The following is a 14983-nucleotide window of genomic DNA, read 5'->3' as shown; positions in this document are numbered from 1 at the left end:
AGACAAGGACGGCCATGTCGGCGCTCGATTTTCCTCAGCCCTCCCCTGACAAGAGAAATCTGGAAGAAGGCGCGGTCTTCTCGCCGCGCTTCGATGCCAGCGGGCTGGTTACCGCCATTGTGACCGACGCCACCGACGGCATGCTGCTGATGGTCGCGCATATGAACGCTAGAGCCCTGGCGCTTACGCTGGAAACCGGCATCGCTCACTATTGGTCGCGCTCCCGTTCCGCCTTGTGGAAAAAGGGCGAGACTTCGGGAAACGTTCAGCAGGTGGTCGAAATTCGCACCGATTGCGACCAGGACGCCGTATGGCTTCGCGTAAAAGTTCTGGGCCACGATGCAACCTGCCATACCGGCCGGCGTTCCTGTTTCTATCGGACGGTGGAATTTTTCGATGGCAAGGCCAAGCTGGCCATCGATCGCAGCGAGCCGCTGTTCGATGCCGAAAAGACGTATCGAAGCACCTGACTGAATGTTTGATGTAACCCACACCATTGTTCACTATTTCGATACGGCCCAGATGCTAATGTGGGTATGGGACAAGGGAGATCGTGATGCTCGAGTGGGCGTCATTACGCAGCAGAGCTGACCTGAAGGAGGCCAACGGCCCGGCCTCCGCAGGGGGTGTCGTTGACGCGGCACCGCCCAGGAGGTCCGGTATCGCCCTGGCTCTTGGCGGCGGCTGCGCCCGCGGCTGGTCGCATATCGGCGTGCTGCGCGCGCTGGACGAAGCCGGCATCGAAGTCTCCATGATCGCGGGAACCTCCATAGGCGCGCTCGTTGGCGGCTGCTACCTCGCCGGCAAACTGGACCAGTTGGAGGAATTCGCCCGCAGCCTCACCAAGCGACGCCTTTTCGGCCTTCTCGACCTCAATCTTCGCGGTAACGGCCTGTTCGGCGGAATGAAGCTGGATTCGCGGCTGCGCGAACATGTGGCCGGCATCCTCATCGAGGACCTTCCCAAGCCATTCGTCGCCGTCGCCGCCGAAATCCGGACCGGCCACGAAATATGGCTGTCGAGCGGCTCGCTGGTTAGCGCCATGCGCGCCTCATACGCGCTGCCCGGCGTGTTCGAACCGGTGAACTGCAACGGCCGCATGCTGGTCGACGGCGCGCTCGTCAATCCCGTGCCGGTCTCCGTATGCCGTGCCTACGAGCAGCCCCTCGTCGTCGCCGTCAATCTCAGCCATGACAATTTCGGACGCGCGGCAGTCATCCGTCACAATGCCGGCGAACTGACCGTCGAACGCGAGGCACCGGCCGTCAAGACCCGTCAAAGCGACGCGGAAGCCAAGGAAAGCCGCCTCGGCATCACCGGCGTCATGGTCGAAGCCTTCAACATCATCCAGGATCGCATTTCGCGGGCGCGGCTCGCCGGCGACCCACCCGATCTGGCGCTCCACCCGAACCTCGGCCATATCGGCATGACCGAATTCCACCGCGCCGACGAAGCCATCCGCCTTGGCTATGAAGTGACAATGGCGCGGATGCCTGAGTTGCAGCGGCTGCAATCCGTTCTCGCCTAGTTCGTAGGACGAGTTAATAGGGGCAGGAAAGCTTACCAGCCATTTACGACCATAGGCTACCAACGTTCTTGTCCCGATTCGCTGGAACAGGAATGCCATGAACAAGGCCCTCACCTCATTCGCGCTGGTTACCGTTTTTTCGGGGCTGCTCATGGCGCTCAGCCTTGCAGTCGCACGGCATGGCTACCCGTTCGGAGCGGTCGGCGTGAAGCGGCTGGACGCCATTGCCGACGCCGCAACCTTCCTGCCGCTCGCCGCCGTCTATTTCTTCAGCGCGATGTTGATGATGGTCCTGCCGATCCGGGCTGCCGGCCTTGTCCTGGTGAACGCGGCCGACACCGTTTTCTGGGCAACCATCGTGCTATTCGCGACCATCGTCGGCGGCTTGCTGGCGCGCTGGGCCTACGGCCAGAGCGATGTTCTATGGGCGCTCTGGAACTGGCGGTTCCTGTTTGTCGCAGCCATAGCCGGATGCCACCTCGTCATGAACGACCTTCGGCGCAATATCCTGCTGCGCAGCCTTTTCCTGGTGGTCTTCGCCCTGGCGACGCTTGCGTGCCTGTTCTGGTCGTTCAAGCTGACAGCGGCATGCTCTCTCCTAGTTTCTCGCCCGGCAACAACATGTCCCTCGCCATGATGCCGCTCACGCGACAAAAGGCGCTGAAGGCGCGGCAAGCATCCTCTGTCGAAACCACGTCGACGCTGGCGCCGAAACAGGCATCGAAAGCCCCCTGATAAAGCGGCCCCTGGCGGCCGACCGGCCATTCCTGAAGAAAGTCCAGTGCCTGCTCGACACTGTAGATTTCCTCGACCGGCTGGCCGGCTGCACCGGTTATGCGAACCGGTATCGCAAATTGCGACTTGTTCATCGTATCCGTCGCGCGGTCGCTGTTGGAGCAACGCCGCCCGTCCTTTTTTATTGATTTCGGCAAGTCTGGCACCGGATTGTGACCCAAGTGCGGACGCGTCGCTTCGCGCGCAAATCGACGCTCCGCCCACTTGGCTCTTGAACAGCGGGCGCACTGGTGCCAAATCAGCGGTGAATTTCTCCGAGCCCCTAACCATCGGCAAGATGAACATGGTCACCTATCTCGACGCCGAAACGGCCCCGCTGCGCAATACCGGCCAGATTCGTCTCTATGGCGAATCCGGGTTCGAGGGCATGCGCAAGGCCTGCAACCTCACCGCGCGCTGCCTGGACGAGTTGGCGGACCGGGTGAAGCCGGGCGTCACCACCAACGCGATCGACCGTTTCGTTTTCGAGTTCGGCATGGACCATGATGCCATTCCCGCGACGCTGAACTATCGCGGCTATACGAAATCGTCCTGTACCTCGATCAATCACGTCGTCTGCCACGGCATCCCCGACGACAAGCCGCTGCGCGAAGGCGACATCGTCAACATCGACGTCACCTACATTCTGGACGGCTGGCATGGAGATTCATCGCGCATGTATCCGGTCGGCACCGTCAAGCGCGCCGCCGAACGCCTGATGGAGGTCACGCATGAATGCCTGATGCGCGGCATCGCCGCGATCCGGCCGGGTGCGCGTACCGGGGCCATTGGCGCCGCTATCCAGACATATGCGGAAGCCGAGCGCTGCTCGGTGGTGCGCGACTTCTGCGGCCACGGCGTCGGCCAGATTTTCCACGACGCGCCCAATATCCTGCACTACGGCACGCCGAGCGAAGGCATCGAGATGCGGCCCGGCATGATCTTCACCGTCGAGCCGATGATCAATCTCGGCCGTCCGCATGTGAAAGTCCTCTCGGACGGCTGGACGGCGGTGACGCGCGACCGCTCGCTGTCGGCGCAATACGAACACGCCATCGGCGTCACCGACACCGGCTGCGAGGTTTTCACCCTGTCGCCGAAAGGCCTCGACCGGCCGGGCCTGCCCGCCTAGTATCCTTGACGGGCAGAGACATTCCCCGACAGGGGCAATCCGGGCGGGCTATGGTCAAACGCGGCAAGGACGAGCGCGGCTTCTTCGGCGAGCAGCAGATGCCTTCTCTGGCTAATGCCGAAGGCATGGCCCCGAAGCCCGACTATCTTGGCCATCGCGACCGACTGCGCGAACGTTTTTCCATAGCCGGGCACCTGGCGCTTGCCGATTACGAGCTTCTGGAACTGCTGCTTTTCCGCCTGATCCCCCGATCCGACACGAAACCGGTCGCCAAGGCCTTGCTGGCGCGATTCGGCACGATGGCCGAAGTGCTGGGCGCGCCTGAAAACCTGCTGCGCGAGGTCAAGGGCATCGGGCCTGCCGTCGCTCTCGACCTGAAGATAATCGCGGCATCCGCGCACCGCATGCTGCACAGCGAATTGAAAGGCCGCGAAACGCTGTCCTCCTGGACGCAGGTGCTCGATTACTGCCGGGCGGCGATGGCCTTCGAGGAGCGCGAACAGTTCAGGATTCTTTTCCTCGACAAGAAGAACGCTCTGATCGCCGACGAGGTCCAGCAGACCGGAACGGTCGACCATACGCCGGTCTATCCGCGCGAGGTGATAAAGCGGGCGCTGGAACTGTCGGCAACCGCGGTCGTGCTGGTGCACAACCATCCCTCGGGCGACCCCACGCCTTCGCGCGCCGACATCGACATGACCAAGGAAATCGTGGAAACTGGCAAACGGCTCGGCATTGCCGTGCACGACCACCTGATCATCGGCAAGAAGGGCCATGCTTCGATGAAGGGGCTGTTGCTTATCTAGTCGATCGTCCGTTCACCAAATGGCGAAATCGGGCCCTGGTCCGATTGCCTTTCTCCCCGACTTTTGATCATTGTCTCCGCAAGCGCCTTCTTCCAGTCCAGTTTCTGCAAGACAGGATGCGGCGTAAGGCAATGCACGATATTCTCAGGCCCCTTCGGGAGAACGCGATGACGATCCACCGCTCCACCTTTCGCAAGCTCGCATTGTCGAGCTTCCTGCTTGTCCTGCCGCTGACTTCGGCTTTTGCCCAGGACACCACCGATGTTGCCGACCGTCTCAAGGCTTCCCTTGCCGCCCAGGGCATTGAGATGAACTGGACCAGGATCAGCGGTGACGCCGCCCACATGGTGCTGGAGGGCGTTACCCTCAACGCCGTCGCTGAAAAGGACAAGCTGCCCATTGGCGACATTGCGCTGGACGGCGTGACCGAGGCCGATGGCGGCTATACGATCCAGACCGTCACCACAAAGCCGTTCACCCGCACCGAAGACAAAGCGGAACTCAGCCTCAGCCCCATCGTCATCCACGAAATGACGATCCCCCCGGAAAACGCCACCGGCCCGACGGGTTCGCTGGTACTCTACAAATCCATGGAAATCGCCAGCTTCACGGCAAAGGTCGCCGACAAGACCGCATTTTCAATGGATAATCTGGCAATCGACATCACGCCCCCGACCGACGGCAATGCCTTGGAATTTTCGGGCAATGCCGAAAAATTCACCGCCGATCTGACCCTTGCCGACGATCCAAAATCCAAGGAAGTCATCGACGCGCTCGGTTACCAGCACATCACCGGCAATTTCGAGATGGCCGGCTCCTGGCAGCCTTCCGACGGCAAGATGGAATTGTCCCAATACGACATCACCGTCGACAATGCCGGAACGCTGGGTGTTACCTTCGACGTAGGCGGCTACACGCTGGATTTCATCAAATCCCTGCAGGATATGCAGAAAAAAATGGCCGCCCAACCCGAGGGCGCTGACAAGAGCGCGCAGGGCATGGCTGTTCTTGGCCTGATGCAGCAATTGACCTTCAACAGCACCAGCATCCGCTACGACGACGATTCGCTGACCAACAAGGTTCTGGATTATGTCGGCAAGCAGCAAGGCATGTCGGCCAAGGATATCGCCAACCAGGTCAAGGCAATCATCCCGTTCGGCATGGCGCAGCTTCAGAATCCTGAACTGACGGCGCAGGTTTCCGCGGCAGTCGGCAAATTTCTCGACGACCCGCAAAGCCTTGAAATTTCCGCGCAGCCACCTTCCGCCGTACCGTTTGCCCTGATCATGGCGGGCGCCATGTCCAACCCTTATGATCTGACAAAAACACTCGGCGTCACCGTCACGGCGAACGAAGACTGACAATTACGCTCGTATTGGCGAGATCGGTTCCACGAGAAAAGGCCGCGCCCGCAGCGCGGCCTTTTCCGTTTGTGCGGGACGGTCAGGGCGTCTTCACTAATAGATGACAGGAAAAATCACCTATTACGCGTCGCCAGTATGGAATTGTTCCAAACTATGGACCATATTCGTTTTCTGTAGTGCTTTGCGAGGATATGGAATGCGCCTCACCCGCCAGACTAATTATGCGATACGCATTTTGATGTATTGCACGGCCAACAACGATCGGCTGAGCCGAATCCCGGAAATCGCCGCCGCCTATTCAGTGTCGGAACTTTTCCTGTTCAAGATATTGCAGCCGCTCGTGGAAAACGGACTGGTGGCGACTGTGCGCGGGCGCAATGGCGGCGTCAAACTCGGCCGCAGCGCCGATACCATCACCCTCTTCGACGTGGTGCGCGTGACCGAAGAAAGCTTTGCGATGGCCGAGTGTTTCGAAAACGATGCAAGCGATTGCCCGCTGATCGACCATTGTTCGCTGAATGCCGCGCTGCGCGAAGCGCTCAACGCCTTCTTCGCCGTGCTGGAGAGCCACACCATCGCCGGTCTTGTAGCCGCCCGGTCAGACATGCGCGGTCTTTTGGGCATCAGCTTTCCGGAATTTCACGCCCCAGCGGCGTAGCCGCTAATTAGCAGCTTAAAGCGGCGTAGCCGCTAATTAGCAGCTTAAAGTGGCGTAGCCGCTAATTAGCAGCTTAAAGTGGCGTAGCCGCTAATTAGCAGCTTAAAGTGGCGTAGCCGCTAATTAGCAGCTTAAAGTGGCGTAGCCGCCAACTGGCGGCCTAAAGCGGCATAGCCGCCAACTAAAGCGGCGTATCGCCCGCTACAGCGCTGCCGATTGCGGCAGCACGAACGGCACGTTGCCGGCGGGCACCGCGCCAACGACCAGCCGGCAATCAAAAACCTCTTGCATGAGTTCATCGCGCAGCACCTCGCGCGGCGTACCGGCTGCGGCAAGCCGGCCGCGATGCATGACGAAAATCCGGTCCGACACCATCGCCGTCAGGTTCAAATCGTGCAGGATGGCGATGACGCCGCCGCCGCCTTGCGCAAACTCCCGCGCAATTCCCATGATGACGAGCTGATGCTTGATGTCGAGACTGGAAACGGGCTCGTCTAGCAACAGATAGCGCGGCTGGCCCTCATGTACCGGCTCCCATACCTGGCAAAGCACGCGCGCCAGTTGCACCCGCTGCTGCTCGCCGCCGGAAAGTTCCTGATAGAAGCGCCCGGCAAAGCCATGCAGGTCCACCCGTTCCAATGCGCGCTCCGGCAGCCGCTCCGCCTCGCCTGGCAATACGCCAGACCGGCCGCCGACGAGGCCGAGCCTAACGATCTCGCGCACGGTAAAAGGGAAAGCCAGCGCCGTCGCCTGAGGGAGCACGGCGCGGATTGCCGCCGCTGCCGCAGGCTTCATCCGGGCCGTGTCGCTGCCATTGATCGTCACCCGACCGCTATGCGCCAGTTCGCCGGACAACGCCTTGAGGAATGTGGTCTTGCCCGAGCCGTTCGGGCCGACGATGGTGGCGATCTCGCCCGGCCTTGCCTCGAAATCGATGTCGGACACGATGCGCTTGCCGCCAATCGCCACCGAAACGCCTTCTGCACCAATCATCGCCCCCTCACAGGTCCACGATGCCGCGCTTGCGCAGCAATATCCAAAGGAAGAACGGCGCTCCGGCAAGCGCGGTGACGATGCCAATCGGCAGTTCCGCCGGAGCCACGATGGTGCGCGCAACCGCATCGGCCAGCAGCAGCAGCGAACCGCCCAGCAAGGCGGAAGCCGGCAGCAGGTAGCGGTTGTCCGGGCCGATCATCAGCCGCAGCAAATGCGGCACCACGATGCCGACGAAGCCGATGCCGCCGCTGACGGCAACCGATGCACCGACCGCCGCCGAAACGCCGATGATGGCCGTATATTTCAAACGCTGCACCGGAATGCCGAGATGGCCGGCCGTCGCCTCACCCAGTGCCAGCGCGTTGAGCCCGCGCGCCAGAAACGGCGTCGTCGCCAGCGCCAGCGCGATGATCGGGCCGACCGCGCCGATCTTCGACCACGTAGCCCCGGCCAGCGAACCCAGACTCCAGAATGTCAGATCGCGCAATTGCCGGTCGTCGGCCATGAAGATGAGGATGCCGGTCAGCGCCATGGCAAGGGCTGCAAGCGCGATGCCGGCAAGCAGCATCGTGGCGACCGAGGTCTGGCCTCTCCGCGTCGCGACCTGGTAAAGCACAAGCGTCGTCGCCAACCCGCCGCAGAACGCGGCCAGGGGTAGAGCGAGCACGCCGAGCAAGGCGGTCATCGGGGCCAGCACGGTCGCGCCGAGGACGATGACCGACACCGCGCCGAGGCTCGCGCCTGCCGAAACGCCGATCAGGCCGGGGTCGGCCAGCGGATTGCGAAACAGGCCCTGCATGACCGCGCCCGACACGGCAAGCGCTGCCCCCACCAGAACGCCCATGATGACGCGCGGCAGGCGAATGTCATAGACGATGAGTCGGTCGCGCGCCGTCAGCGCCGCGTCGCCGGGCAGCGTGCCGAACAGCGAATGCCGGACGATCCCGACCGCCGAGGCATCGGATGCGCCGGAAGCCAGGCTGAGCAGCATGACGACAAGCAAGGCAAGGCCAAGCGCCAGCGTTACCAGCCGCGCGCGCGCCTGCCGGTCGCCATCGGCAGACCTTGCGCGGGTCATGCCGGCAGGACCAGCCATCGTTTCATCTGCCATCTAGCCTGCTCAATCTGGGTAGCCTGCTCAATCGGTGATTTTCGGGCCGTAGAGCGACCCGGCGAGATCGTGAATGGCATCGGCGGTGCGCGGCCCGAAGCCGAGCAAATAGCCGCCGTCCATGCGCACCAGCTTTCGCGCCTTGCCGGCGGGCGTCGCCGCGATCGCCGGATTTTCGAACGGATCGGCCGAACTGTCGGGACCGCCGCCCCGGTCCATCATCAGGACGATGTCGGGATCGGCAGTGAGAACGGCTTCGTCGGAAAGCTGCTTGTAGCCGGAATATCCGTCGACGGCGTTGATGCCGCCGGCAAGGGCAATGATGCCGTTTGCTGCGGTATCCATGCCGGCAGCCATGATCTTTCCGCCCTGCATCGACAGGATGAAAAGGACGCGCTTGCGCTCCTTGATGGCGCCGGTCCGGCTTTCAACGGCCTTCAGCTTGGCATCGACCGAAGCGGCCAGCGCATCCGCCTTGCTTTCCACGTCAAGCGCCTTGCCGACAATGCGGATCTTTTCGATGATCCCGGCGTGGTCAAAACTTTCCGGCACCTCGACATAGGGGATGCTGGCCTTCTTGAGCACGTCGATGGCCTCCCTGGGGCCGCTGCCCTGCAAAGCCAGTATTCCCGACGGATTGGCCGAAAGTACCCCTTCGGGCGAAAGCTGGCGCATATAGCCGACATCGGGCAGCGCCAAGGCTTCGCTCGGATAGACGCTCGTCGAATCGCGGGCCACCAGACGTTCCTGTTCGCCAAGCGCAAAGACGATTTCAGTCAGCGATCCGCCGATGGAAGCAATCTTTGATCCGGGCGGAAAGGCGACAACGCCTTCCGCCGCAAGAACGCCGGAAGACGCGGACGCCGTCAGCGAAAGACCGAGGACGGCCGCCCGCGCGAGTTTGAAAAGCGAACTCATCACGTTTCTCAAGCAGCGCTCAAGCTTGGAACACGCGGCATGTTTTCGGCTAGAAAACGCCAATCCTCGCGCTCCGGCTGGCCTTCATGGCGTTCGCCGAAGAACTGGATGATCAGCTTTCCGTCTTCGCCATAGGCTTCAAGCGACGTGATGTGGCCGTCCTTGCTCGGCTTGCGCACCGCCCATGTCTCGCGAATATGATCGAGCCGCAGATGCAGGTGGAACGTCTCGTCCAGCACGTTGATCCACGGCCCCATCGCCTTGATATTGGCAATCGGCCCGGTGTGGATCTGGATGCAGCCGCGACTGCCGACAAAACACATGATCGGCATCGCCTCCGTGGCGGCGTGGTGAAGCATCGACCCCACCGAACCGCCATCCAACTGCCACGCATACTCCTGGCCGACGAGCCGAAGCGCCTGCCGGCGGTCGAGCTTGAGCGCGCGCAACATGCCGAAGAACTGATGCACATCGGTCAGCTTGCTCCAGCGCTCGCGCAGATCGGCAAGATCCACCGACGCATCAGGCACTTCCAGGCCATCATCGACGGCCGGAGCGCCCATAATGTCGACCCCGGCTTCCTGATTCGTCGACTCAAGCTGAGCAACCAGCTTCTGATAGGCATAGAGGTTGGATGCAGGCCGCAGATGCACCTTGTGCACGGCATCGCCCGCCTCGTCGAAAAACTGCAGGCTGCGCCTGATGTCATCGCCATCGCGCTTCTCGACGGCAAAGCCATGCGCCCAGATTTTGGGGAAAATCCGCAGGTCGATATCCTTGCCCAGCGCCATTGCGTTGTGCGTGCCGGTCACGACCTTATCGTAGACGCCGATCTTTTCGTGCACGGCGCTTTCGTTGCGGGTCAGCGCCATCACCTCGCCAACGGCCTCAAGCCCGCTGAGCAGATCGTTGACCCGCGGTTCGAGGCGAATAACGCTGTCGCCGCAATGGGCGGCAACCAGTTCGGCCTCCGAAATGCCAAGCTGGACGGCAAGGTCGCGCTCTCGCATTTTCGGATTGTCCGACCTGGCCGTGCGGATTTCATGCGGGGCCGGTTTTACGCGCTGGTCCATGGTTTTTAACCTACTTGTTGAGAATGAGCTTGCCCTGGCGGGTGATCTTGAGACGGTAAAGAGCGCCATGGTGCTCGATGCCGATCTCGTGCTCGCCGCCGGCGAAAAGCGAATTGCTGGATAGCGTCCTGACGGAGAGCCCCTGGGTTTGCGGTTGGCGGGGAGCGACCTCCATGTCCGCGCGGCGATAGCGGGTACGGAAAGCATCAGGATTATACGTATTCATCTGCTTGGCTCCTTTCTGGACGGCCCCTCATCGGGGTCCGGCCCTTCTACAATCGCGAATTCATTCTTGACTCGAATAGTCATGTTTACTAGTCAGTGCAATACCGGACTAAATGAGTCAACATTTAAGATGCCGGCGACATGAAAAATGCCAGCAAGCGCCGGGCCAGTCCCATGCCAGCCAGCATGAACCTTGATTTATGGAGTGGGTACATGGGGTTGAACGGGGCTTTGGCCGGCAGGGTTGATGGTACGAGACCAGCACTTCGGTCGAAAACGACCAATCGATCCATCGCGTATGGGATAAACATGCTGCTTGCCGGTGCCGCAGCGACAGCGCTTCTCACGGCATCGGCGCTAGCCCAGCAGGCCCCGGCATCCGAAACGAGCGAGAACGCCGAGCCAAAGCCGCAAGCGGCAGGCGCGACCCTTCTCGACAAGGTACTGCTGCTCAGCCGCACCGGCGAGACGGCGATCGAAAGCCTTTCATCGTCCAGCCATGTCGATCAGGAGCAGCTTGACCGGCGCATGGCGACGACGCCGGCGGGCATATTCTTCGGCGTGCCGGGCATCACCATGCAGTCCGACGCCAAGCGCGCAGCCTCCAGCGTCAACATAAGGGGCATGCAGGATTTCGGCCGCGTGCAGGTAATCGTCGACGGCGCACGGCAGGATTTCAACCGCTCCGGCCATGGCACCGGCTCCACCTTCTGGATCGATCCGGACCTCATCCAGTCGGTCGACGTCATCCGTGGCCCCGTGGCCAACACATACGGCTCGGGCGCAATCGGCGGCGTCGTCTTCTTCGACACCAAGGACGCAGAAAACTTCCTCAAGCCCGGCGAAACCTGGGCCAGCTCTGTGACCGGCCGCTACGAAACCAATGGCAAGGGCTGGACCACCAGCGCCACCGGCGCCTTCCGCTTCAATGAAAATGCCGACGTGCTCGGAAACATCGTTTACCGCGACTACGACGAATACAAGGATGGCGGCGGCAACAAGGTTACCGGCTCTGGCTTCGATGTGCTCGGCGGATTGCTCAAGACCACCATTCGCCCCAGCGAAAACAGCGAATTGAAGCTCGGTTGGGTCGGGTCCAGCGATGACTGGAACGAAATTAGCGGCGGTTCTCCGAGTTCCGCCCTCGACATGAACCAGAACACCTTTACCGCCCGCTACAACATCACCGACGAGGACAAGAGCTGGCTCGATCTCCACATCAATGCCGCATACAACAAGACCGGCCTCGACCGGACCTATCTCAAGACGCTCAGTTCCGGGCAATTCAACCCGCAAACGGGCCTTCCGACCGTCATTCCGGCAGGCGCCCAGACCAATTACGACCTCGATACCGTAAGCTTCGACATCTGGAACACGTCGCGTTTCGAGACGGGCTCGTTCAGCCACGAACTGACCTATGGCGGCGATCTGGTGACCGACGACATGGTGACGCTGGACCCGAACGGCGGCCAGGACACCTACACGCCTTCCGGCAAGCGGCGGGTGAGCGGCGCCTACATTCAGGACAAGGTGACCTGGAACTGGCTCGAAGTGATCGCCGGCCTGCGCTACGACAGCTACAAGCTCGACAGCGAAACCGCCGAAAACTCCGGCGATCGCCTGTCGCCGCGCATCACCGTGGGCGTCTCGCCGTTCGACACGGCGGCGCTGGAAGGCCTCCAGTTCTACGGCACCTATGCCGAGGGCTACCGCTCTCCGTCCATCACCGAGACGCTGATGAACGGCATGCACCCGAGCGGCGTGACCTTCCCGTTCCTGCCCAATCCCAATCTGACGCCGGAGACCGGCAAGACCTGGGAATTCGGCGTCAACTACAAGGCCGACGGCATCATCGAGGGTGGCGACGCGTTGCGCCTGAAGGCAGCCTATTTCAACAACGACGTGGACGATTACATTGGCTTGAACGACGGAGTCGAAGTCGGCACCAACGGTTGCGCGTTCATGCCCCTTCGCCCGATCTTTGGCGGCGGCTCCTACATCCCGATTTGCGCCCAGTACCAGAACTACGCCAATGCCAAGATCAGGGGCTTCGAGTTCGAGGGCGTCTATGATGCGTCCTGGGGCTTTGCCGGTCTTTCCGCCTCTCTCATCAGCGGCCACACGGTGGACTTCGCCGGATCGCGCGAGAGCTTGACCACGATCCCCTCCTCGCAGGTCACGGCGCAGCTTGGTTTCCGGTTCCTCGAAGACAGCCTGACGGTCGGCGGCGAGGTCCAGTACAACGGCAAGCCGAAGGGCAACGACCGCGCCGAGGACTATACGCTGGTCAACGCATTCGCCAGCTACAAGGCCAACGACAACCTCAAGGTCGATTTTCGTGTCGACAACCTCTTCGACGTGAAATACGCCAACCCTCTGAATACGACGACAACGGATATACTCTACGAACCCGGCGTCACGCTCAAGCTGGCTGCAACCATGCGCTTTGGAGGCTAGAGTGTTTCATGGCTAGAGCATCGGACCGAAAAGTGGAATCCGGTTTTCGGAAAATCCGATGCTCAAACAAAAGGATAGAGCGGCAGCGCGGGTGTGCCCGAGCGTCCGCCGCTCTAGGTGAAACACTCTGAGGCCAAACCTTAGGAGACGACATGAAAACGGCAACCTTCGTTCTTTCGGCAGCCGTGGCTACATCCCTTGCATGGGGTGCCGTCGCGCAGGAGGCCACGCCGGCCCCTGCGCTTACCCTTGAACTGAACGGCGCGCAGCCTTCCGAGAAGGGCTGCCGCCTCACCTTCGTCGTGACCAACGATCTTGGCGCCGGGCTTTCCAAGGCCGCTTTCGAGATCGCGCTTTTCAACGAGGCAGGTGTGGTCGACCGCCTGACGGTGCTGGATTTCAAGGATTTGCCGGAGGGCAAGACCAAGGTCACCCGTTTCGACCTTTCGGGTATCGACTGCGCCAAGCTGCACCGCATGCTCGTCAACAGCGCTACGGAATGCGTTGGCGCGAGCGTCGAACCCACAGCCTGCCTTGCACGGTTGAAAACGCAGACCAAGACACCCATTACCTTCGGCCAGTGACCGGAAATCGAGTATCGCCTTGGGACTGGAACCCTCTTTCTCGCGCAGCACGCTGGCCTGGCCCCTGGCCGGGCCGGACGCGTTGCCGTTAGAGCCCAGCGACCCGACCCTTGCCATTCCGCGCGGCGCGCTCCAAATCTCGCTACGCGACATGACCGAAGACAACACAAGCATCGACATCGGCGCAGAGCCGCTGCCCGCGCCAAAGGAGAAGCTTGGCGGGGTCCCGGCCCGGTCGGTGAACCATGCGAAAAGATGGCCGATAGCGGTCGTTGCCTCCTGCGTGCTTCACGCCGCCGTGGCGATGGTTCTTCTGACCACGCCGCAATGGTGGCCCTCGCAGGACGACCCGACGCAGATCGAAGGCGCGGACCAGACCGGCATGATGGTGGCGGGCAATGCCGACGCAGATCAGGCGATGGCCGGCGACGTAACCCAGGTGACACTGGTGCCGATGGTGAATGCCAAGCCCGTGGAGATCGTCGAAGCAAAAGCGGTCGTGACCGACGAAGCCGCCCAGCCGGTCGAGCAGGCTGCCGAGCAAGCGCCCGCAACCGAGGTGCTGGAACCGGTAACGGATCTTGCCCCCGCCCCCAGCGAGATCGAGCGCGTGCAGCCGGAGACACCCGATCCGGCCGCCGCGACCACGCCTGCACCTGAAATACTCGCGGCAGCTTCGCCACAGCCGGATTCCGACAACGTCGTGCAACAGGCGGTTCAAGCCGAATCCGTCGAACCCGTGCAGGAAGCGCCGCCGCCGCAGGTGACGCAGCCCGTAACCGAGGAAGAGATAAAAACACCTGAAATCGTCGAGGCGATCCCGGAGCCCAGGCCCGTCCGCCGGGAAAAGCCGGCAGAGACGCCAAAGCCGGTCGAGAAGCAGGCAAAAAAAGCTCCGGCCAAGCCGAAGCCGAGCAAACCCAAAGCCGGTTCGGGCGGCGCAAATCAGGCCGATTCCAAGCGCGGCGTGGCGAGCGGACAGATCGACGGCGAAACCGCGATCGCCAGCAAGGGCGGCGCGCGTTCTTCTTCCGCCGGCAACGCTGCGGTCTCCAACTATCCGGGCAAGGTCGCCGCAAAACTGCGGCGCGCCTCGCGCAGCCTATCCAGAACGGACAAGGCCAAGGCCAGCAACAATGCCCAGGTGTCCTTTGTCGTAAGCGCGCAGGGCGGCGTCGGCGCCGTGCGGCTGGTCAGAAGTTCAGGTTCGCCGGGGCTTGATGAAACCGCTCTCGCCATCATCCGGCGCGCCGCCCCCTTCCCGCCGATCCCAGCGGAAGCGGGACGTTCGAGCTGGGCATTCACCCTGCCGATCGGCCCGTTCTGATCCATTCAACGTACTGCCAGAAAGGAAAGC

At 61.9% G+C, this 14983-nt stretch carries 16 protein-coding genes; 10 read left to right on the top strand and 6 right to left on the bottom strand.

Going from position 1 to position 14983, the window contains the following annotated elements; genetic code table 11:
- Window positions 1-14 precede the first annotated feature (14 nt).
- The 3 genes from hisI to ACX3P0_RS01665 all read left to right on the top strand — a co-directional run bounded on the left by hisI (window position 15) and on the right by ACX3P0_RS01665 (window position 2165).
- Window positions 15-470, top strand: coding sequence for a phosphoribosyl-AMP cyclohydrolase (gene hisI, locus ACX3P0_RS01675; RefSeq protein WP_459086109.1), 456 nt, complete (start codon window positions 15-17; stop codon window positions 468-470).
- A gap of 86 nt (window positions 471-556) precedes the next feature.
- Window positions 557-1528, top strand: coding sequence for a patatin family protein (locus ACX3P0_RS01670; RefSeq protein ID WP_459086107.1), 972 nt, complete (start codon window positions 557-559; stop codon window positions 1526-1528).
- A gap of 97 nt (window positions 1529-1625) precedes the next feature.
- Window positions 1626-2165, top strand: a complete 540-nt coding sequence (locus ACX3P0_RS01665; protein ID WP_459086106.1) for a hypothetical protein — start codon at window positions 1626-1628, stop codon at window positions 2163-2165.
- On the opposite strand, the gene ACX3P0_RS01660 is transcribed toward ACX3P0_RS01665, so the two are convergent.
- The gene (locus ACX3P0_RS01660) at window positions 2101-2364 is read right to left on the bottom strand and encodes a DUF982 domain-containing protein (RefSeq protein ID WP_459078569.1); all 264 of its coding nucleotides are present in this window, start codon (window positions 2362-2364) and stop codon (window positions 2101-2103) included. The genes ACX3P0_RS01665 and ACX3P0_RS01660 overlap by 65 nt on opposite strands.
- 242 nt (window positions 2365-2606) lie before the next feature.
- On the opposite strand from ACX3P0_RS01660, the gene map reads away from it, so the two are divergent.
- From map to rirA, 4 genes are all read left to right on the top strand, one after another.
- Window positions 2607-3434, top strand: a complete 828-nt coding sequence (gene map, locus ACX3P0_RS01655) for a type I methionyl aminopeptidase (RefSeq protein ID WP_459078570.1) — start codon at window positions 2607-2609, stop codon at window positions 3432-3434.
- Between the two features lie 50 nt (window positions 3435-3484).
- Window positions 3485-4240, top strand: a complete 756-nt coding sequence (gene radC, locus ACX3P0_RS01650) for a RadC family protein (protein ID WP_459078523.1) — start codon at window positions 3485-3487, stop codon at window positions 4238-4240.
- A gap of 167 nt (window positions 4241-4407) precedes the next feature.
- Complete coding sequence (locus tag ACX3P0_RS01645) at window positions 4408-5601, top strand: hypothetical protein (RefSeq protein WP_459086104.1); 1194 nt, start codon at window positions 4408-4410, stop codon at window positions 5599-5601.
- A gap of 199 nt (window positions 5602-5800) precedes the next feature.
- Entirely contained in the window at window positions 5801-6262 is a 462-nt protein-coding gene (gene rirA, locus ACX3P0_RS01640; RefSeq protein WP_459078525.1) for an iron-responsive transcriptional regulator RirA, read from the top strand.
- Window positions 6263-6463: 201 nt separating this feature from the next.
- On the opposite strand, the gene ACX3P0_RS01635 is transcribed toward rirA, so the two are convergent.
- The 5 genes from ACX3P0_RS01635 to hemP are packed head-to-tail and all read right to left on the bottom strand — an operon-like array spanning window position 6464 to window position 10586.
- Window positions 6464-7255 (bottom strand): heme ABC transporter ATP-binding protein, encoded by a 792-nt coding sequence (locus tag ACX3P0_RS01635; RefSeq protein WP_459086102.1) that lies wholly within the window; start codon window positions 7253-7255, stop codon window positions 6464-6466.
- Between the two features lie 7 nt (window positions 7256-7262).
- Complete coding sequence (locus ACX3P0_RS01630; RefSeq protein WP_459086100.1) at window positions 7263-8369, bottom strand: FecCD family ABC transporter permease; 1107 nt, start codon at window positions 8367-8369, stop codon at window positions 7263-7265.
- A gap of 27 nt (window positions 8370-8396) precedes the next feature.
- Entirely contained in the window at window positions 8397-9287 is an 891-nt protein-coding gene (locus tag ACX3P0_RS01625; protein ID WP_459086098.1) for a heme/hemin ABC transporter substrate-binding protein, read from the bottom strand.
- Between the two features lie 8 nt (window positions 9288-9295).
- Window positions 9296-10360, bottom strand: coding sequence for a hemin-degrading factor (locus ACX3P0_RS01620; protein ID WP_459086097.1), 1065 nt, complete (start codon window positions 10358-10360; stop codon window positions 9296-9298).
- 10 nt (window positions 10361-10370) lie between these two features.
- Window positions 10371-10586: a hemin uptake protein HemP gene (hemP, locus tag ACX3P0_RS01615; RefSeq protein WP_459086095.1), complete on the bottom strand. Its 216-nt coding sequence runs from the start codon at window positions 10584-10586 to the stop codon at window positions 10371-10373.
- Window positions 10587-10894: 308 nt separating this feature from the next.
- Here hemP and ACX3P0_RS01610 point away from each other — a divergent pair, with 308 nt between their 5' ends.
- The 3 genes from ACX3P0_RS01610 (at window position 10895) to ACX3P0_RS01600 (ending at window position 14953) form a co-directional block, all read left to right on the top strand.
- Window positions 10895-13042 (top strand): TonB-dependent hemoglobin/transferrin/lactoferrin family receptor, encoded by a 2148-nt coding sequence (locus ACX3P0_RS01610; RefSeq protein ID WP_459086093.1) that lies wholly within the window; start codon window positions 10895-10897, stop codon window positions 13040-13042.
- A gap of 152 nt (window positions 13043-13194) precedes the next feature.
- Window positions 13195-13626: a hypothetical protein gene (locus tag ACX3P0_RS01605; protein WP_459086092.1), complete on the top strand. Its 432-nt coding sequence runs from the start codon at window positions 13195-13197 to the stop codon at window positions 13624-13626.
- Between the two features lie 19 nt (window positions 13627-13645).
- The gene (locus ACX3P0_RS01600) at window positions 13646-14953 is read left to right on the top strand and encodes an energy transducer TonB family protein (protein WP_459086090.1); all 1308 of its coding nucleotides are present in this window, start codon (window positions 13646-13648) and stop codon (window positions 14951-14953) included.
- Window positions 14954-14983 lie beyond the last annotated feature (30 nt).

This window comes from Mesorhizobium sp. A556 (genome assembly GCF_054489545.1).
Note: the sequence above shows the minus strand (reverse complement) of the source record. Positions and strands in the feature narration are given on the sequence as shown.